The sequence below is a fragment of the Phytobacter sp. V91 genome (assembly GCF_965644225.1).
Classification (GTDB): Bacteria; Pseudomonadota; Gammaproteobacteria; order Enterobacterales; family Enterobacteriaceae; genus CBFFRJ01.
The window spans coordinates 1-19,599 of sequence record NZ_CBFFRJ010000045.1 but is presented as its reverse complement, the minus strand read 5'-3'; the positions used below and the strand labels follow the sequence as shown (position 1 = coordinate 19,599).

The following is a 19,599-nucleotide window of genomic DNA, read 5'->3' as shown; positions in this document are numbered from 1 at the left end:
CTGGCGACGCCTGTTGCGTCGCGCGAATTTGAAGTGGTAATGGCGTAGAAAATGAATACACAACAACTGGCAAAACTGCGTTCTATTGTGCCCGAGATGCGTCGCGTTCGGCACATTCACTTTGTTGGCATCGGTGGTGCCGGCATGGGCGGTATTGCCGAAGTTTTGGCTAACGAAGGTTATCAGATCAGCGGCTCCGACCTTGCGCCTAACCCGGTAACGCAGCAACTGGCTGCCCTCGGGGCGACGATTTATTTCAACCATCGTCCTGAAAACGTCAGTGATGCCAGCGTTGTTGTGGTGTCGAGTGCCATTGCGGCTGATAACCCGGAGATCGTTGCGGCAAATGAAGCGCGTATACCGGTTATCCGCCGTGCCGAGATGCTCGCAGAGTTAATGCGTTTTCGTCATGGTATCGCCATTGCCGGTACTCACGGTAAAACCACAACCACGGCGATGGTCTCCAGTATTTATGCGGAAGGCGGCCTGGATCCGACGTTTGTTAACGGCGGCCTGGTGAAAGCGGCTGGCGTGCATGCCCGTCTGGGTCACAGCCGTTACCTGATTGCGGAAGCTGATGAGAGTGATGCGTCATTCCTCCATCTGCAACCGATGGTGGCCATTGTCACCAATATCGAAGCTGACCATATGGACACCTACCAGGGCGACTTCGAGAACCTGAAAACGACGTTTATTAACTTCCTGCATAATCTGCCGTTTTATGGGCGTGCAGTGATGTGTGTGGACGATCCGGTGATTCGTGAGTTGCTGCCGCGTGTAGGCCGCCAGATCACCACCTACGGTTTTAGTGAAGATGCGGACGTCCGTGTCGATAATTACCAGCAGAAAGGCGCACAGGGGCACTTTACGCTGATTCGTCATGATAAGCCTGAGCTCCAGGTGATGCTCAATGCGCCTGGCCGCCACAATGCACTGAATGCGGCTGCAGCCGTGGCGGTCGCAACGGAAGAAGGCATTGATGACGAAGATATCCTCAGCGCGCTGGGCAATTTCCAGGGGACAGGGCGTCGTTTTGACTTCCTCGGCGAGTTCCCGCTTGATGCAGTAAATGGCAAAACCGGGACAGCGATGCTGGTTGATGATTACGGTCATCATCCGACAGAAGTGGATGCCACTATCAAGGCTGCGCGTGCCGGCTGGCCGGATAAAAATCTGGTGATGCTGTTCCAGCCGCATCGTTTTACCCGTACCCGCGATCTGTACGATGACTTTGCCAACGTGCTGACCCAGGTTGATGCACTGTTAATGCTGGACGTCTATTCCGCTGGTGAAACGGCGATTCCAGGTGCTGACAGTCGCTCTCTGTGCCGTACGATCCGTGGTCGTGGCAAAGTGGATCCGATCCTGGTTTCCGATCCGGCGCAGGTCGTTGCCATGCTGGCCCCGGTACTGACGGGCAATGATCTGATCCTGATTCAGGGCGCAGGCAACATCGGTAAAATCGCCCGTCATCTGGCGGAAGTGAAGCTGAAGCCCCAGGAGGAAGAACGCCATGGCTGAGAAAGTTGCGGTCCTGTTGGGCGGCTCTTCTGCTGAGCGTGACGTATCGTTGAATTCTGGCGCAGCGGTGCTTAAAGGGCTGCGTGAAGGCGGGGTTGACGCTTATGCGGTCGACCCGCGTGATGTGGATGTCACCACGTTAAAAACGATGGGATTTAATAAAGTTTTTATCGCGTTGCATGGCCGCGGAGGCGAAGACGGTACTTTGCAAGGGCTGCTTGAGCTTATTGGCTTGCCCTATACCGGCAGCAGCGTTATGGCATCGGCCATCTCAATGGATAAGATGCGTAGCAAACTGCTCTGGCAGGGGGCCGGACTGCCGGTTGCGCCAGGCGTTGCCCTGACGCGCCAGGAATTTGAATCCGGGCTTAAAAACGACGCTATTCAACGTATTGAAGCACTGGGGTTACCGGTTATCGTTAAACCCAGCCGTGAAGGTTCAAGCGTTGGTATGTCAAAAGTGGACGAATCTGCTGTTTTGACCGCTGCGTTAGCCCTTGCGTTTCAACATGATGATGAAGTTTTAATCGAAAAATGGCTAAGTGGGCCTGAATTTACGGTTGCGATACTCGGTGAAGAAATTTTACCTTCAATTCGCATCCAGCCTGCTGGAACCTTCTATGATTATGAAGCGAAGTATCTCTCTGATGAGACTAAATATTTCTGCCCTGCAGGTCTGGAAGTGGAAGATGAAGCCGCATTGCAGTCCCTGGTGCTGAAAGCCTGGCGCACGCTTGGCTGTCGTGGCTGGGGACGAATTGATGCGATGAAGGACAGCGATGGGCAGTTTTATCTGCTGGAAGCGAATACATCGCCAGGTATGACCAGTCATAGTCTGGTTCCAATGGCAGCACGTCAGGCGGGGTTGAGTTTCTCCCAGCTCGTCGTGCGAATTTTGACGCTGGCGGAGTGATATGTCTCAGGCTGCGCTGAACACGAGAAATCGCGATGTCGAAGAGATTCCCGCTTCCCGTCGCAACAATGGAACGCGCCTTGCGGGCATCATATTCCTGCTGGTGGTGCTATCTACCGTGTTGGCGAGCAGTTGGGTTGTGCTGGGCTGGATGGATGATGCGCAACGTTTACCGTTGTCGAAGCTGGTGGTGACAGGCGATCGTCACTACACCCGAAACGACGATATTCGTCAGTCAATACTGGCGTTGGGCGCTCCTGGCACCTTTATGACGCAGGATGTCAACATTATCCAGAGTCAGATTGAGCGACTGCCCTGGATAAAACAGGCCAGTGTCAGAAAGCAATGGCCTGATGAATTGAAGATTCATCTGGTTGAATTTGTGCCTATAGCGCGTTGGAATGATCAGCACATGATGGATACGGACGGAAACGCATTTAGTGTTCCCGCTGATCGAACCAGCAAGCAGGTTTTACCCATGTTGTATGGCCCGGAAGGGAGTGAGAGTGAAGTTTTACAGGGCTTCCGTGACATGGGGCAGGTGCTGGCGAAAGATAAATTCACGTTAAAAGAAGCGGCAATGACGGCACGACGTTCGTGGCAGTTGACGCTCAATAACGATATCAAGCTCAATCTGGGGCGAGGCGACGCGATGAAGCGCCTGGCACGTTTTGTTGAACTGTATCCCGTGTTACAGCAGCAGGCGCAGGTTGATGGCAAGGAGATAAGCTACGTGGATTTACGCTATGACTCTGGCGCGGCGGTTGGTTGGAAACCGGCCCCGGCACAGGACCCTAATCAGCAACAGAATCAGGCACAGGCAGAGCAATAATGATCAAGGCGACGGACAGAAAACTGGTAGTTGGACTGGAGATTGGCACCGCCAAGGTGGCTGCTTTAGTAGGGGAAGTCCTGCCTGACGGTATAGTCAATATCATTGGTGTGGGAAGCTGCCCGTCTCGCGGTATGGATAAAGGCGGCGTGAATGACCTTGAATCTGTCGTGAAGTGTGTTCAGCGCGCGATTGATCAGGCAGAGTTGATGGCCGATTGCCAGATCTCATCGGTCTACCTGGCGCTGTCAGGGAAACATATTAGCTGCCAGAATGAAATTGGTATGGTGCCGATTTCTGAAGAGGAAGTGACGCAGGAAGACGTAGAGAACGTTGTGCATACCGCGAAGTCAGTGCGTGTGCGTGATGAACATCGGGTTCTGCATGTTATCCCGCAGGAGTATGCAATTGACTACCAGGAAGGGATCAAAAATCCGGTCGGTCTTTCTGGCGTACGCATGCAGGCGAAAGTGCATTTGATCACCTGTCATAACGACATGGCAAAAAACATTGTTAAAGCTGTGGAACGTTGTGGCCTGAAAGTTGACCAACTGATCTTTGCCGGACTGGCGTCGAGTTATTCCGTGTTGACGGAAGACGAACGTGAGCTGGGGGTCTGCGTTGTGGACATCGGCGGTGGTACAATGGATATGGCGGTGTATACCGGCGGCGCGTTACGCCACACCAAAGTGATCCCGTATGCCGGGAACGTGGTGACCAGCGACATCGCTTACGCCTTCGGTACGCCGCCGAGTGATGCCGAAGCAATAAAAGTGCGTCATGGCTGCGCGCTGGGATCTTTGGTAGGCAAAGATGAAAGCGTTGAAGTCCCTAGCGTCGGCGGGCGTCCGCCACGCAGCCTCCAGCGCCAAACGCTGGCAGACGTGATTGAGCCGCGTTATACAGAGTTACTTAATCTTGTAAATGATGAGATTTTGCAATTACAGGAGCAGCTTCGCCAGCAAGGGGTGAAACACCACCTGGCGGCGGGGATTGTGTTGACCGGCGGTGCAGCGCAAATTGAAGGCCTGGCGGCCTGCGCGCAACGTGTATTCCATACGCAAGTGCGTATTGGCGCGCCGCTGAACATTACGGGTTTAACTGATTATGCCCAGGAGCCGTATTACTCAACGGCGGTGGGCCTGCTGCACTACGGAAAGGAGACCCATTTAAGTGGTGAAGCAGAAGTGGAAAAACGCGTCTCTGTCGGCTCGTGGTTTAAACGAATCAACAGCTGGCTGCGTAAAGAATTTTAATTTTTCAGAGACCGGGGCACATTAACGGTCTCAGGCGACAGGCACAAAACGGAGAGAGAATTATGTTTGAACCTATGGAACTGACCAACGACGCGGTGATTAAAGTCATCGGCGTCGGTGGCGGCGGTGGCAATGCCGTCGAACATATGGTGCGTGAGCGCATCGAAGGTGTTGAATTCTTCGCGGTAAATACCGATGCCCAGGCATTGCGTAAAACGGCGGTGGGCCAGACCATCCAGATTGGTGGCGGTATCACCAAAGGTCTGGGCGCTGGCGCAAACCCGGAAGTTGGCCGTAATGCAGCAGAAGAAGACCGCGAAGCACTGCGTGCTGCGCTGGACGGCGCTGATATGGTCTTCATTGCCGCAGGTATGGGCGGTGGTACTGGTACGGGTGCGGCCCCTGTTGTTGCCGAAGTAGCAAAAGATTTGGGCATTCTGACCGTTGCTGTCGTGACCAAGCCTTTTAATTTTGAAGGCAAGAAGCGTATGGCGTTTGCGGAACAGGGGATCGCGGAGCTGTCCAAGCATGTGGACTCCCTGATTACCATCCCGAATGACAAATTGTTGAAAGTTCTGGGTCGCGGCATTTCTCTGCTGGATGCGTTTGGTGCAGCGAACGATGTGCTGAAAGGCGCGGTTCAGGGTATTGCTGAGCTTATCACCCGCCCGGGACTGATGAACGTCGACTTTGCTGACGTACGTACTGTGATGTCCGAAATGGGTTATGCCATGATGGGCTCCGGCGTGGCGAAAGGCGAAGACCGTGCAGAAGAAGCAGCTGAAATGGCCATCTCTTCTCCGCTGCTGGAAGATATCGATCTGTCTGGCGCACGCGGCGTACTGGTCAACATTACTGCGGGCTTCGACCTGCGTCTGGATGAGTTTGAAACCGTGGGTAACACCATCCGTGCATTTGCATCGGATAACGCGACCGTGGTTATCGGTACTTCGCTGGATCCGGATATGAACGACGAACTGCGTGTTACCGTTGTTGCGACGGGTATCGGCATGGACAAACGTCCGGAAATTACGCTGGTGACCAACAAACAGCAGCAACCCGTTCTGGATCGTTACCAGCAACACGGTATGCCAGCGATGCAGCAGGAGCAGAAACCCGCGTCTAAAGTGGTTAACGACAATACGCCGCAAACCACCAAAGAACCGGATTACCTGGATATCCCAGCTTTCCTGCGTAAGCAGGCAGATTAAGAATTCGCTGGAATTTGGGCATCTTCGCTCTTTGTGCTAAACTGGCCATCCGATTGTGTAGTACACTTCGGTTGGATAAGTAATTAGGCGAGATTATACGATGATCAAACAAAGGACACTTAAACGTATCGTTCAGGCGACTGGCGTCGGTCTACATACCGGCAAAAAAGTCACACTGACGTTGCGCCCTGCGTCGGCCAATACCGGGGTCATCTATCGTCGCACTGACTTAAATCCTCCGGTAGATTTCCCGGCTGATGCTAAATCTGTGCGTGATACCATGCTCTGTACCTGTCTGGTCAATGAGCATGACGTGCGGATTTCAACCGTTGAGCATCTTAACGCTGCTCTGGCCGGTTTGGGCATCGACAACATTATTGTTGAAGTTGATGCGCCAGAAATCCCGATTATGGATGGCAGTGCCGCACCGTTCGTTTATCTTTTGCTGGACGCAGGTGTTGAAGAACTGCGCAGTGCGAAGAAATTCGTGCGAATCAAAGAGACGGTGCGCGTTGAAGACGGTGATAAATGGGCAGAGTTCAGACCGTACAACGGTTTCTCTCTGGACTTTACTATCGACTTTAACCATCCGGCAATTGATGCCAGCACTCAGCGCTACGCGATGAACTTTTCTGCCGACGCATTTATGCACCAGATTAGCCGTGCGCGTACCTTCGGTTTCATGCGTGATATCGAGTATCTCCAGTCCCGTGGCTTGTGCCTGGGCGGTAGCTTCGATTGTGCCATCGTAGTTGACGATTATCGCGTACTGAACGAAGACGGTTTACGTTTCGAAGATGAATTTGTTCGCCATAAAATGCTGGATGCTATTGGTGACTTGTTCATGTGTGGTCACAATATTATTGGTGCATTTACCGCGTTTAAATCCGGTCATGCATTGAATAACAAACTGTTGCAGGCTGTGCTGGCTAACCAGAACGCCTGGGAATATGTGACTTACGAAAACGACGCTGAACTGCCGCTGGCATTTAAAGCTCCGTCTCTGGTTCTGGCGTAAGTCCAACGCCATAGCTAAGACGTAAATTCGACTGGTCGACCTGGCATACTCTCTCCTGCCGGGAAAACCAGTCGTTTTTTATTGCCAATCCCATCCGGGTTTCTCCTGCCATTACGACGCTGCCTTTCAGCTTCGATTAAGTGCGATCGCTGCTTTCCTGCTCAGTTTATCCCGCTTATTGCCGTATTATCGCTGCTGTCATCGCGCATTAATGGTAATATCTTTGCGCTAAATAACGCGCCCGGAATCAATATGGGTAAGTTTGATTATTTTTTGGTGGATTGAGTGAGCGGATTACTGACGCGCTGGCGACAATTTGGCAGACGCTATTTCTGGCCGCATCTCTTATTAGGGATGGTCGCGGCAAGCTTTGGCTTGCCTGCGCTCAACAGTACTGAACACACCGAACCTGCCAGAACCGCAACCCGTAATCATGAAGGGACAGGCGCGGTCAATTTCACCAGCCTTGCGTTACTGGAAGGCAATCGTCGCCCTAACTTCACCGTTGATTACTGGCATCAACATGCCATTCGTACCGTTATTCGACATCTCTCTTTTGCGATGGCGCCGCAAGCGCTGCCGGTCGTGGAAGAAACATTGCCAATTCAGGCACACCATCTCGCGTTACTGGATACGCTCAGCGCACTGCTGACCCAGGAGCGGAGACCTGCCACCATTACCCAGCAGGCATTTTATGCCCGAATTCCAGCCGCTTCCGCCTTTAGCGTCAGCGCCTGGATAAGCCAGGTACAGGGAATACGCGCCGGACCTCAACGCCTTAGCTGAAAAAATAACCTTCAACTAATTTTTGCCTCCGTAGAGCGAGGCGTTTGAGATTTCATTATGCTTATCAAATTGTTAACTAAAGTATTCGGCAGTCGTAACGATCGTACATTGCGTCGCATGCGTAAAGCGGTGACCCTTATCAACAGCATGGAACCGGCAATGGAGAAGCTCACTGATGATGAGCTGAAAGGTAAAACCATTGAGTTTCGCGCCCGTATTGAAAAAGGTGAAACCGTTGAGAGCCTGATCCCGGATGCCTTTGCCGTTGTTCGTGAAGCCAGCAAACGCGTATTTGGCATGCGTCACTTCGACGTGCAGTTGCTCGGCGGTATGGTGCTTAACGAGCGCTGCATCGCTGAAATGCGCACCGGTGAAGGTAAAACCCTGACGGCGACCCTGCCTGCTTACCTGAACGCATTGAGCGGTAAAGGCGTACACGTGGTAACCGTCAACGATTATCTGGCCCAGCGTGATGCGGAAAATAACCGCCCATTGTTTGAATTCCTCGGTTTAACCGTCGGGATCAACTTACCGGGTATGCCTGCACCGGCAAAACGTGAAGCCTATGCAGCAGACATCACCTACGGTACCAATAACGAATACGGTTTTGACTACCTGCGTGACAATATGGCGTTCAGCCCGGAAGATCGTGTTCAGCGTAAACTGCACTATGCGCTGGTCGATGAAGTGGACTCCATTCTTATCGATGAAGCACGTACACCGCTTATCATCTCCGGCCCGGCAGAAGACAGCTCCGAGCTGTACCGCAAAGTAAACAAAATTATTCCTCACCTGGTGCGTCAGGAAAAAGAAGATTCCGACACCTTCCAGGGGGAAGGGCATTTCTCCGTTGACGAGAAATCACGTCAGGTGAACCTCACCGAACGTGGTCTGGTAATGATTGAAGAATTATTGGTGAATCAAGGCATTATGGAGGAAGGCGAGTCTCTGTACTCACCGGCTAACATTATGTTGATGCACCACGTCACCGCAGCATTGCGTGCACACGCACTGTTTACCCGTGACGTTGACTACATCGTCAAAGACGGCGAAGTCATTATCGTTGACGAACACACCGGCCGTACCATGCAAGGCCGCCGCTGGTCTGATGGTCTGCATCAGGCGGTGGAAGCGAAAGAAGGCGTGGATATTCAGAATGAAAACCAGACGCTGGCTTCCATCACCTTCCAGAACTACTTCCGTCTGTATGAAAAACTGGCGGGTATGACCGGTACAGCGGATACCGAGGCCTTCGAATTTAGCTCCATTTATAAACTCGATACCGTGGTGGTACCGACCAACCGTCCGATGATCCGTAAAGATATGCCGGATCTGGTCTATATGACCGAAGCGGAAAAAATTCAGGCGATCATCGAAGATATTCGTGAACGTACCGCAGCGGGCCAGCCGGTTCTGGTGGGGACTATCTCCATTGAGAAATCCGAAGTGGTGTCTAATGAGCTGACCAAAGCCGGTATCAAACATAACGTTCTGAACGCTAAGTTCCATGCGAAAGAAGCGGATATCGTCGCCCAGGCGGGTTATACCGCGGCGGTCACCATTGCCACCAACATGGCGGGCCGTGGTACTGATATCGTGCTGGGGGGAAGCTGGCAGACAGAAGTGGCTGAACTGACCGATCCAACCCCTGAGCAAATCGCCCAGATTAAAGCCGACTGGCAGGTTCGTCATGATGCCGTGCTGGCAGCCGGTGGCCTGCACATCATTGGTACCGAGCGTCATGAATCTCGTCGTATCGATAACCAGTTACGCGGTCGTTCAGGTCGTCAGGGCGATGCCGGTTCTTCCCGTTTCTACCTGTCGATGGAAGATGCGCTGATGCGTATTTTCGCCTCAGATCGTGTATCAGGCATGATGCGTAAACTGGGCATGAAACCCGGTGAGGCCATTGAGCACCCATGGGTGACCAAAGCTATCGCCAACGCCCAGCGTAAAGTGGAAAGCCGCAACTTTGATATCCGTAAGCAGCTTCTGGAATATGATGATGTCGCTAACGATCAACGTCGCGCCATCTATTCCCAGCGTAACGAGCTGCTCGACGTGTCTGATGTCAGCGAAACCATCAACAGCATTCGTGAAGATGTTTTCAAAGCCACTATCGATGGACATATCCCGCCGCAATCCCTGGAAGAGATGTGGGATATTCCGGGCTTGCAGGAACGTCTGAAAAACGACTTCGATCTTGATCTGCCGATTGCCGAGTGGCTGGATAAAGAGCCAGAGCTGCATGAAGAGACGCTGCGTGAGCGTATCCTGGAGCAGGCCATCGAGGTCTATAAGCGTAAGGAAGAGGTTGTGGGTGTCGAAATGATGCGTCATTTCGAAAAAGGCGTCATGTTGCAGACCCTCGATTCCCTGTGGAAAGAGCATCTGGCAGCCATGGATTACCTGCGCCAGGGTATTCACTTACGTGGTTATGCGCAAAAAGATCCGAAGCAGGAATACAAACGTGAGTCCTTCTCTATGTTTGCTTCCATGCTGGAGTCGCTGAAATATGAAGTGATCAGCACGCTGAGCAAAGTGCAGGTACGCATGCCGGAAGAAGTTGAGGCGATGGAGCAACAGCGCCGGGAAGAAGCCGAGCGTCTGGCCCAGATGCAGCAACTGAGCCACCGCGATGACAACGCAGAAGCGGCGGCAGATCTGGCAGCACAGACGGGCGATCGCAAAGTCGGCCGTAACGATCCTTGCCCATGCGGTTCAGGTAAAAAATATAAACAGTGCCATGGCCGCTTGAGCTAACAGGTACGAACAGCAAGGAAAGGCGCAGATATCTGCGCCTTTTTTATGGAGTTATCACCATGAAAATACTGCAAATCGCGGTGGGGATTATTCGCAACCCACAGGAACAAATCTTTATCACCCAGCGTGCTGCTGATGCCCATATGGCGAATAAATGGGAGTTCCCGGGCGGCAAAATTGAGCAGGGCGAATCCCCGGAACAGGCGGTTATCCGGGAGCTTGAAGAGGAAGTTGGGATTGTCGCGCACGCTCCCCGACTGTTTGACAAGCTTGAATATCAATTCCCGGATCGCCACATTACCCTGTGGTTCTATCTGGTTGAGCAGTGGCAAGGAGAGCCGTGGGGCAAAGAGGGGCAACCTGGGTGCTGGGTCGCGCTGGATGAGCTGGATGCGGATAAATTCCCCCCGGCGAATGCTCCTGTCATCACTAAATTAATACATGCAGATCGGGAAGGTTAATATTGTCACCGAGCGGGAATGAACTCCCGCTCTCAATGCCCGGGTTAGCGCTGCTCTTCACTCCAGTCATCGCTTTCGTTGAGTTCCCCTGAACTTGGGATGCGCTTTTCTTCCGCCGCCCATTCGCCCAAATCGATCAACTGACAACGCTTCGAGCAAAATGGACGGAACAGGCTGGTTTCATTCCAGACGACGGATTTGCCGCAGTTAGGGCAGTTTACTTGCATAATGTCTGACATATTTGCTCCTTAACAGCAGGCCAGTTCGAAATCAAGGCGATCCGGCACAATCCCGTTTTCGCTGTCGAGGGGCAGGAAGCGAATGGCAAAGCGGCTCTTATGACCGGAAATTTGCGGGTACAGCTGAGAGGCAAGTTCCAGTTTAAGGCGCAACAGGTCCGCATCTTCACCGTTGTCCTGATAAAATCCATTCAGACTGGTCTGTTTACGAAACTCTGCCGAATTGCGGATCAAATCCAGAATCAATGACAGGGTATTGATAAGCGGCGCAAGGCTGTCGAGCCAGATTTTTATCTGCCCATCGCGGAAAGTCTGTGACATATGGAGCCAGACATGGAGCGTGGGCAGATCGAAACTACAGCATCCGCCCGGAATACTCAGGCGCTGGCGAACCAGGCCAATAAGCCGGTCTTCGCGCATAAGCTGCCCCACTCTTGGCGCGCTCATTAGCATACTACTGGTGTCTTTCAACTGCTGACGAATGGAGTCAATGCGATTCACATCGACACCCGGCACTTCAACCCAGGCTTTGAGCTTGCGCTGCTGGCGTTCCAGATCTTTGAGCAGTTCAGTACGAATATCGCCACGTTCGAAGATATCCAGTAATTCTCCCGCATTACGGAAAAAATGCAGCGCATCGGCATGATCGCCAAGTGGCAGGCGTACGGTCAGCTGGTTGAGTAAAAACTCAATACGCAGCCAGGTACGCATTTTTTCGTTAAGTGGGTGTTCAAATAGTACTTGGGTCTGCATTAGGGCGTTTCCTGTGATACGGCCTGTGCAGCGTAATCCAGATAGGCTGCATGCAGGCGGGCAACATCCGATGCAATTGCATCTGGTGCGCCATTATTGTCAATAACATCATGTGCGACTGCAAGGCGTGCTTCGCGTGTGGCCTGCGCGGCAAGAATTTGCTCAGCATGTTCCCGACTGACGCTGTCACGCTGCATGGTGCGTAAAATCTGAGTCTCTGGCGATACATCAATAACCAGTACTCTGTCTGCCTTACTCTGCAACTGGTTTTCAACCAGTAAAGGGACGACCCAGAGTGCGTAAGGTGACGTGGACTCAGTAAGCAGTTGTTGAGTCTGCTGATGAATCAGCGGATGTAACAGCCCGTCTAACCAGCTTTTCTCGACGGGCGAGGCAAATACGCGGTCGCGTAGCATCCGACGATTAAGTGAGCCATCCTGATTGAGGATCTCAGTACCAAAATGTTGCTCAATAGCCGCAAGGGCCGGGGTGCCCGGCGCAACAACCTGGCGCGCGACCAGATCGGCATCAATCACATCAATACCCAGAGCGGCAAATGCATTTGCCACTGTACTTTTGCCGCTACCAATACCTCCGGTTAAGGCGACTGTATAGCCCATAACGCGTTTTCTCAAAAAATGTCTGTCCTGAAAATATAACCGGCTATTTTTCGCTTAATTCGACGGCCATTCAGCCAATAAAGCAAGCGAAGCGCAGGAAACGAAAATATGTATTCTCATGCTGAATCAACGGGTTGCAATTTGAACAATACAACATCATGCCATAGCCCGTGATGACACCCATTCAACAGGTAAATTTATAGGATTGTAGCGTAAAAAATCAGAATTTCGCAGTCTTGCGGAGTCCTTATTAGTGCGTATGATAACGTCACTGGAGTTGTGTGTTTGCAAGTCTGCGTTGTTCGCCATTAACCCCAGGAATCCGAAATGCGTATTGAAGAAGATCTGAAACTAGGCTTTAAAGACGTTCTTATCCGCCCTAAACGTTCTACCCTCAAAAGCCGTTCCGATGTTGAACTGGAGCGCGAATTTACCTTTAAGCATTCAGGAATGCGCTGGTCTGGCGTACCCGTGATTGCGGCCAATATGGATACCGTGGGCACTTTTGCGATGGCAAAGGCACTGGCATCTTTTGATATTCTGACTGCGGTGCACAAGCACTATTCTGTTGAAGACTGGAAAGCCTTCACTCAAAGCGAAACGGAGTCGGTGCTGCGCCATGTGATGGTATCAACCGGTACCTCTGATGCTGATTTCGAAAAGACGAAACAGATTCTGGCTCTTCACCCGCAGCTGAACTTTGTCTGCATTGATGTTGCGAACGGATATTCTGAACATTTTGTCCAGTTTCTGGTAAAAGCCCGTGAAGCCTGGCCAAACAAAACCATCTGTGCGGGCAACGTTGTTACCGGCGAAATGTGTGAAGAACTTATTCTGTCCGGTGCCGATATTGTCAAAGTAGGGATTGGGCCGGGTTCCGTGTGCACCACTCGCGTGAAGACCGGTGTGGGCTATCCACAGCTTTCTGCGGTGATTGAGTGTGCCGATGCCGCGCACGGCCTGGGAGGGCAAATCGTCAGTGACGGCGGCTGTACCGTTCCGGGTGATGTCGCTAAAGCCTTTGGCGGTGGTGCCGATTTCGTCATGCTCGGTGGCATGCTGGCTGGTCACGAAGAGAGCGGCGGCACCGTTGTTGAAGAGAATGGCGAGAAATTCATGCTCTTCTACGGTATGAGCTCCGAATCTGCGATGACCCGTCACGTGGGTGGGGTTGCCGGCTACCGTGCAGCCGAAGGTAAAACGGTTAAGCTGACGCTGCGTGGCCCGGTAGAGAATACCGCGCGCGACATTCTCGGTGGTCTGCGTTCAGCCTGTACTTATGTTGGGGCCTCCCGCCTGAAAGAGTTGACCAAGCGTACGACCTTTATCCGCGTTCAGGAACAGGAAAACCGCGTTTTCAATAGCCTTTGATTTTGCCCAGGCGCAGCACTCTGCGCCTGCTTTACCCCACACTGCTCATAGCGTCCCCCAAATGAAATATCGGCAGATACATGGCTATCACCAGCGTGCCGATAATTATCCCGGTAACCACCAGCAACAGCGGTTCCAGCAGTGACGCCAGATTATCGGCATGGTGCGACGTTTGCTCGCTATGATGGTGGGCCAGATTTTGCAGCATAGTGTCCAGCGCCCCCGATGCTTCACCTGTCCTCACCAGTTGAATGCAAAGCGGCGTGAACATGCCACTGGCGCTCAGTGCCGCAGAGATCGCCTTACCCTGACTGACATCAAGGTGCACCGCACGGATTTTATCTCGCCACCACGGGCAGGTTAGCGTGTTGCCAACACTTTCCAGGCCTTGCAGAAAGGCGATACCGGAACGTTGGGTGAGCGCCAGCACGGTGAAGATCTGACTCAATCGTTGGCCTCGTACTAACTGGCCGATTTGTGGGCTGGCGAGGAGTGCGCGCTGCCGATAACATAGCCAGCCCTCATGATGCCGCAATCCACCGACAATCCCGCAACCGGCGATCCCCATAACCAGCAGCACAACGCCAAAGCGCTGTACCATGTCGGCAAAGGCCATCACGCCTCGTGTCAGTGCCGGAAGCGGCGTGTTAAACGTCTGATAGATGGCGGCGAACTCCGGGAGTACCAGGTAAACCATCGCCAGGACAACAACCAACGCAAGGCTGAGGATGATCAGTGGATAGCGCAGGGCCTTTTTGACTTTCCTGGCCAACAGCAGTTGCGCTTTCTGCTGGCTGGCCAGTTTAAAGCAGCATTCGTCCAGGTTACCGTTTAACTCGCCGGTTTGCACCATCGCCAGATAGAGCGGTGGAAATACATCAGGCCACTGCGCCATGGCGGCGGAAAAAGATTCACCCTGTTCCAGCTTGCCCGCCAGGGCATGCAGCAACGCCTGCCACTGCATTGACGGTTGCTGCTGGGCCAGCAATAACAGACTTTCCGGCAGGGTCAAACCCGCCTGTAATAAGGTTGCCAGCTGTCGCATGATTTCACCGCAGTGCTGGCCCTGCCACAGGGCTGGACGTACTGCGTGGCGTTTAAGTGAGATCAGATGGATCTGCTGCTGTTGCAAGGCAAGTAACACTTCATGGCGCTTGTTTTCCCAGCTTGAGCCCTGGAGCAGTTCCCCCTCAGTATTCAGACCGGACCAGCACCAGAGTTGCTTAGTCGCCATCGGGCATCCCCAGTACGCGCAGGATCTCTTCAATGCTGGTCAGCCCCTGTTCAACGGCGAGGCATCCGTTTTGAAACAGAGTTGTCATACCCGCCTTGCGTGATTGTTCTTCGATTTTGCTGGCCGGTGTTCCGTCGGCAATTGCCTGGCGAAGTGCAGAATCCACCTCCAGCACTTCAAATAAAGCCACGCGGCCATAAAAGCCGTGATAACAACGTTCACAGCCGATTGCTTGCCAGCGCGGCAATGGGCGCGGCCAGAGTGAGACGGGCATGGCGGCCTTCTCTGGTCGCTGCTGGCGACAGTGCGGGCAGAGCTTTCGCACCAGGCGTTGAGCAATCACCAGGGACAATGCCGAGGAGATTATCCAGCGGGCTACGCCCATTTGCGCAATGCGTACCAGCGTTTCGGTCGTGGAATTGGTATGCAGCGTGGAGAGTACCAGATGGCCGGTTTGTGCGGCTTTGATTGCAATTTCAGCGGTTTCGCCATCGCGGATCTCGCCGATCATAATGATGTCCGGATCCTGGCGAAGCAGTGCCCTGAGGACACTTTGGAATGTCAGGCCTGCGCGCGGATTTATTTGCGTCTGATTCAGACCTGTCAGCGGGATCTTCACCGGATCTTCAACGCTACAAATATTGATCCCCACGTTATTCCTGACCTGTAATGCGCTATAGAGCGTTACGGTTGTCGGGCCTGTTACCAGAATAAGCCCTTGCGGTTGATTGAGCGCTTCCTGTAACTGGCGAAGCTGTGAATGGCTCATGCCCAGTTCATTGAGATCGAACGACTGGCTCACCTGGTGTAACAGACGAAGCACCACTTTTTCTCCGTAACGGCAGGGCAGGGTGGCAATCCGAAACGAGATCTCCTGCCCGGCGAGAGTGATACTGAACTGCCCATCCTGCGGCACCCGGCGCTCAGCAATATCCAGATTCCCCAGTACCTTCAGACGGGCGGTGAGCATGCTGGTCATGGCGCTGGCGATGGGAGGCAGCGAATGCAGTACCCCGTCGACCCGCAGCCGAATACGATAATGGTGCTCAGCCGGTTCGAAATGAATATCCGATGCACGCTGGGCAAGCGCTTGCTCAAGTGTCTGATTGAGTAACGCCACCACTCCGCCTGACTCTTCCTGAACCACCGGCAGTAGGGTGTCATTCGCCTGTTGAAAATGGCTGTCCATCTGCGCCTGGGTCCAGCATTCGATACCCACCCGTTTTGGGGTGGCAAAGCGCAGGGCTTCGAGTAGCCCGGTTGAGGGTTCACCCACTACGGCAATATTCAGCATCTGTGCATCGCTATTAAGTAATATCGCGCGATGCCGCTTGCACAGTGTCTTCAATTTCTCCTGTTGCATGGCGTTCTTTCCTTACTGGATGTTCAGGCGAAAGACATCTTCACAGGCTTGTTTGAGCGCCTCATTGGCCGTGGTTTCACAGCTGCGTGACCAGCCTTTCATGCCGTTGCTGCTATCCCATTGCGGAGTCATCACTACCCGCAAACCGTTGAGACTCTCCTGCCCGGTGAGGGTCGTAATGCCTTTGGTTACGGTCATGGCGGAAACATAGCGCGTCGTTGCGGGCGAGGGGATGCCATTGCTGCCGCTGTTGCAACTGTCGACGCCCCCACTTTCCAGGGCACACAGTTCTACCGCAGTGCGGTAAGGCACAAAGGTTTGCAGCATATCGGTCAGGGCGGCTTTGCGCAGATAACCCTGGTAGGCGGGAATGCCAATGGCGCTTAGTATCGCGATGATGCCTATCACCACCATTAGCTCAATAAGCGTAAATCCACGTTGTCTGTTCATGCTCTCCTCCTTGGGTAATGCAGGCCACTTTGGCGGCGGAGAGGGGGAGAGACGAGAGGGGAAAATCTGCTTACCGAGGCAGATCCAGCATTTTTTTAGCCAGTTGCATTATGGGAGAGTGATTTTACGCGATGTCACGCAAAACCCCTCTCCTCAGCAGGAGAAGGGAAAAACGGGATTAGCGAAAACGCATCGACAAATCCAGGGCGTGGACATGTTTGGTCAGTGCGCCTACGGAGATAAAATCAACCCCGGTTTCGGCGAATTCCCGCAGCGTTTCCATGGTCACATTGCCGGAGACTTCCAGTCGCGCCTGGCCATTGGTCCGTTTCACCGCCTCACGCATCTGCTCGGTTCTGAAGTTGTCGAGCATGATGATATCCGCGCCTGCTTTCAGGGCATCGTCAAGCTCCTCAAGGGTTTCCACTTCCACTTCTACCGGTACATCCGGGTGCAGCCAGAAGGCTTTTTCCACCGCCTGGCGTACAGAGCCTGCGGCAATAATGTGGTTTTCTTTAATTAAAAACGCATCGGAAAGGCCCAGCCGGTGATTTGCGCCGCCGCCGCAGAGCACTGCATATTTCAGCGCGGTACGCAGTCCGGGCAGGGTTTTCCTCGTGTCCAGCAGTTGGGTTTTCGTGCCTTCGAGCAGGGCAACATAACGGCGTACTTCGCTTGCCACTCCGGAGAGGGTTTGCACGAAATTCAGTGCGGTGCGTTCACCGGTCAGCAGCACGCGGGATGGCCCCTGCAACTCAAAGAGCGGCTGGTCAGGCTTGACGGGATCGCCATCCGCCACATGCCAGGTTATCTGCACGTCATCGCCAGCCAGTTGAATAAAGACTTCTTCAACCCAGCGCTTACCGCAGAAAACTCCCTCTTCACGGGTAATAATGACCGCGTGGGACTGGTTATCTGCTGGCAATAATAGTGCGGTAATATCGTTGCTGGCATCGACTTCGCCACCCAGGTCTTCGCGCAGGGCTTGCGCGACGGCGGCGGGGATGTCCATTTCAATACGTTGCAACAGCGCGTCACGTCGACTATCGGGGTTGTAACGGCGAGGCGGCATGATAAAACTCCAAAAAAGGGTAGCTAATCAGAATGTTAGTGTGTGTTCTGTTATTGACGCCAGGCTCAACATACAATGACAGGACAGCGTACGAACATGCTACTCTAGAGCGTGTTTGAGCACCATAAATAAGGAGATCGTGCATGCAGTTAAATAAGGGCTGGCTGGTCGGGGCGCGGCAGGTGCCTTCTCCCCACTTTGATTGCCGTCCCGATGATGAAACGCCTTCGTTGCTGGTGGTTCACAATATCAGTCTGCCGCCCGGCGAGTTTGGCGGTCCATGGATTGATGCGCTGTTCACCGGCACTCTGGATCCTGATGCTCATCCCTTTTTTGCCGAAATTGTCCATTTGCGGGTATCCGCACACTGCCTGATCCGTCGCGATGGCGAGATTGTTCAGTATGTTCCCTTTGATAAGCGCGCCTGGCATGCTGGCGTGTCGGTCTACCAGGGGAGAGAGCGCTGTAATGACTTTTCCATTGGCATTGAGCTGGAAGGAACCGATAACCTGCCCTATACCGATGCGCAGTATCAGCAACTGGCAAAGGTGAGCCGGGCCTTAATCGGACTTTATCCATCGATTGCCGCTCACATGACCGGGCATAGCGACATTGCCCCTGTCCGTAAGACCGATCCCGGCCCGGCATTTGACTGGGAAAGGTTTCGCGCGCTTGTGGCAGATGATTCAGATAAGGAGATGCCATGACATTGTTTACTATGCTGCTGGTTCTGATCGCCGAACGGCTGTTTAAAGCTGGCGAACACTGGCACCTTGATCATCGGCTGGAGGTTTTGTTCCGGCGGATCAAACATTTCTCGGTTGCGCGTACGCTGCTGATGACAGCATGCGCTATGCTGGTAACCTTCCTGATCCTCAGAGCCCTGAACGGGCTGTTTTTTAACGTCCCACTGCTGGTGGTGTGGATCCTGTTCGGCCTGCTGTGTATTGGCGCAGGCAAGGTGCGGATGCACTATCACGCCTATCTGAAGGCCGCTTCACGTAATGACAGCCATGCCCACAACGCGATGGCCAGTGAACTGACGCTGATCCACGGTATTCCGCCAGGTTGCAGTGAACGTGAATACCTGCGCGAGTTACAAAATGCGCTGCTGTGGATTAATTTTCGCTATTATCTCGCCCCGTTATTCTGGTTTATTGTCGGCGGCGTCTGGGGTCCCGTCACCCTGGTCGGATATGGCTTTTTGCGCGCGCTTCAGTCCTGGCTGGCACGTTATCAGACACCTGGTGAGCGGCAGCAGTCCGGCATTGATGCCATTTTACATCTTCTGGACTGGATCCCGGTTCGCCTGGCGGGGGTGATTTATGCGCTGATTGGACATGGCGAAAAAGCCCTGCCTGCGTGGTTTGCCTCGCTGGGCGATCGTCATACTTCGCAGTATCAGGTGCTCACGCGCCTTGCGCAGTTCTCGCTGGCACGTGAACCCCATCTTGATAAGGTTGAGACACCAAAAGCCGCAGTTTCAATGGCGAAAAAGACGTCATTTGTGCTGGTGGTGGTGGTGGCGCTGTTAACCATTTATGGCACGCTGCTGTAACTGCGCAGCAGGGGATCATCTGACGGGGTGCCGAAGTCTGGCATCCCGTTTTTTTGCCTGTAAATCAGTCAACGAAGTTGGGAGTGAACCATTGACAGTTGTCTAAGGAAGGTGCGATTTAATCGGTGGGGTTCAGTGGAGTCCTTATCTGTATTAGCCTTACCTTAGCTGAGCTGTA

19 protein-coding genes are annotated in these 19,599 nt (G+C 53.3%); 12 read left to right on the top strand and 7 right to left on the bottom strand.

All coding sequences use genetic code 11. The annotated features are described in order from the left end of the window. The first annotated feature begins 51 nt into the window (after positions 1 to 51). From murC to mutT, 9 genes are all read left to right on the top strand, one after another. Positions 52 to 1,521 carry a UDP-N-acetylmuramate--L-alanine ligase gene (gene murC / locus ACSZO4_RS11405; RefSeq protein WP_437889039.1) on the top strand — a complete coding sequence of 490 codons (1,470 nt, stop codon included), beginning with the start codon at positions 52 to 54 and terminating at the stop codon, positions 1,519 to 1,521. Continuing rightward, entirely contained in the window at positions 1,514 to 2,434 is a 921-nt protein-coding gene (locus ACSZO4_RS11400; protein WP_437889038.1) for a D-alanine--D-alanine ligase, read from the top strand. The genes murC and ACSZO4_RS11400 overlap by 8 nt, the downstream gene beginning before the upstream one ends. 1 nt (position 2,435) lies before the next feature. Next, entirely contained in the window at positions 2,436 to 3,266 is an 831-nt protein-coding gene (gene ftsQ, locus ACSZO4_RS11395; protein WP_437889037.1) for a cell division protein FtsQ, read from the top strand. Continuing rightward, positions 3,266 to 4,522 (top strand): cell division protein FtsA, encoded by a 1,257-nt coding sequence (gene ftsA / locus ACSZO4_RS11390; RefSeq protein ID WP_061497690.1) that lies wholly within the window; start codon positions 3,266 to 3,268, stop codon positions 4,520 to 4,522. Before ftsQ ends, ftsA begins: the two co-directional genes overlap by 1 nt. A 62-nt stretch (positions 4,523 to 4,584) precedes the next feature. After that, a complete protein-coding gene (ftsZ, locus tag ACSZO4_RS11385) occupies positions 4,585 to 5,733 on the top strand; it encodes a cell division protein FtsZ (RefSeq protein WP_437889036.1) in 1,149 nt (382 codons plus the stop codon). Between the two features lie 100 nt (positions 5,734 to 5,833). After that, the gene (gene lpxC / locus ACSZO4_RS11380) at positions 5,834 to 6,751 is read left to right on the top strand and encodes a UDP-3-O-acyl-N-acetylglucosamine deacetylase (RefSeq protein ID WP_437889035.1); all 918 of its coding nucleotides are present in this window, start codon (positions 5,834 to 5,836) and stop codon (positions 6,749 to 6,751) included. 285 nt (positions 6,752 to 7,036) lie between these two features. After that, positions 7,037 to 7,537 carry a secA translation cis-regulator SecM gene (secM, locus tag ACSZO4_RS11375; RefSeq protein WP_437889034.1) on the top strand — a complete coding sequence of 167 codons (501 nt, stop codon included), beginning with the start codon at positions 7,037 to 7,039 and terminating at the stop codon, positions 7,535 to 7,537. A gap of 57 nt (positions 7,538 to 7,594) precedes the next feature. Next, on the top strand, positions 7,595 to 10,300 hold the full coding sequence (gene secA / locus ACSZO4_RS11370) for a preprotein translocase subunit SecA (RefSeq protein ID WP_437889033.1): 2,706 nt from the start codon (positions 7,595 to 7,597) through the stop codon (positions 10,298 to 10,300). 59 nt (positions 10,301 to 10,359) lie between these two features. After that, positions 10,360 to 10,761 carry an 8-oxo-dGTP diphosphatase MutT gene (gene mutT, locus ACSZO4_RS11365; protein WP_437889032.1) on the top strand — a complete coding sequence of 134 codons (402 nt, stop codon included), beginning with the start codon at positions 10,360 to 10,362 and terminating at the stop codon, positions 10,759 to 10,761. A gap of 44 nt (positions 10,762 to 10,805) precedes the next feature. Here the strand turns inward: mutT and yacG are convergent, their stop codons facing one another. The 3 genes from yacG to coaE are packed head-to-tail and all read right to left on the bottom strand — an operon-like array spanning position 10,806 to position 12,373. Beyond that, positions 10,806 to 11,000: a DNA gyrase inhibitor YacG gene (gene yacG / locus ACSZO4_RS11360; RefSeq protein ID WP_437889031.1), complete on the bottom strand. Its 195-nt coding sequence runs from the start codon at positions 10,998 to 11,000 to the stop codon at positions 10,806 to 10,808. 9 nt (positions 11,001 to 11,009) lie between these two features. Then, complete coding sequence (gene zapD / locus ACSZO4_RS11355) at positions 11,010 to 11,753, bottom strand: cell division protein ZapD (RefSeq protein ID WP_437889030.1); 744 nt, start codon at positions 11,751 to 11,753, stop codon at positions 11,010 to 11,012. Further along, positions 11,753 to 12,373 (bottom strand): dephospho-CoA kinase, encoded by a 621-nt coding sequence (coaE, locus tag ACSZO4_RS11350; RefSeq protein ID WP_437889029.1) that lies wholly within the window; start codon positions 12,371 to 12,373, stop codon positions 11,753 to 11,755. The genes zapD and coaE overlap by 1 nt, the downstream gene beginning before the upstream one ends. Positions 12,374 to 12,700: 327 nt before the next feature. On the opposite strand from coaE, the gene ACSZO4_RS11345 reads away from it, so the two are divergent. Next, a complete protein-coding gene (locus ACSZO4_RS11345; protein ID WP_437889028.1) occupies positions 12,701 to 13,744 on the top strand; it encodes a GMP reductase in 1,044 nt (347 codons plus the stop codon). A 31-nt stretch (positions 13,745 to 13,775) separates the two neighbouring features. Here the strand turns inward: ACSZO4_RS11345 and hofC are convergent, their stop codons facing one another. The 4 genes from hofC to nadC form a co-directional block, all read right to left on the bottom strand. Next, positions 13,776 to 14,978 carry a protein transport protein HofC gene (hofC, locus tag ACSZO4_RS11340; protein WP_437889027.1) on the bottom strand — a complete coding sequence of 401 codons (1,203 nt, stop codon included), beginning with the start codon at positions 14,976 to 14,978 and terminating at the stop codon, positions 13,776 to 13,778. Next, the gene (gspE, locus tag ACSZO4_RS11335; RefSeq protein ID WP_437889026.1) at positions 14,968 to 16,341 is read right to left on the bottom strand and encodes a type II secretion system protein GspE; all 1,374 of its coding nucleotides are present in this window, start codon (positions 16,339 to 16,341) and stop codon (positions 14,968 to 14,970) included. Before gspE ends, hofC begins: the two co-directional genes overlap by 11 nt. Before the next feature lie 12 nt (positions 16,342 to 16,353). After that, complete coding sequence (gene ppdD / locus ACSZO4_RS11330) at positions 16,354 to 16,791, bottom strand: prepilin peptidase-dependent pilin (RefSeq protein ID WP_437889025.1); 438 nt, start codon at positions 16,789 to 16,791, stop codon at positions 16,354 to 16,356. A gap of 178 nt (positions 16,792 to 16,969) precedes the next feature. Next, positions 16,970 to 17,863 carry a carboxylating nicotinate-nucleotide diphosphorylase gene (gene nadC, locus ACSZO4_RS11325; RefSeq protein WP_437889024.1) on the bottom strand — a complete coding sequence of 298 codons (894 nt, stop codon included), beginning with the start codon at positions 17,861 to 17,863 and terminating at the stop codon, positions 16,970 to 16,972. 143 nt (positions 17,864 to 18,006) lie between these two features. Between nadC and ampD the strand changes: the two genes are divergently transcribed. Both ampD and ampE read left to right on the top strand, forming a co-directional pair. Continuing rightward, positions 18,007 to 18,570: a 1,6-anhydro-N-acetylmuramyl-L-alanine amidase AmpD gene (gene ampD, locus ACSZO4_RS11320; protein WP_437889023.1), complete on the top strand. Its 564-nt coding sequence runs from the start codon at positions 18,007 to 18,009 to the stop codon at positions 18,568 to 18,570. Continuing rightward, positions 18,567 to 19,421: a beta-lactamase regulator AmpE gene (gene ampE, locus ACSZO4_RS11315; protein ID WP_437889022.1), complete on the top strand. Its 855-nt coding sequence runs from the start codon at positions 18,567 to 18,569 to the stop codon at positions 19,419 to 19,421. The genes ampD and ampE overlap by 4 nt, the downstream gene beginning before the upstream one ends. The last annotated feature ends 178 nt before the right edge of the window (positions 19,422 to 19,599 follow it).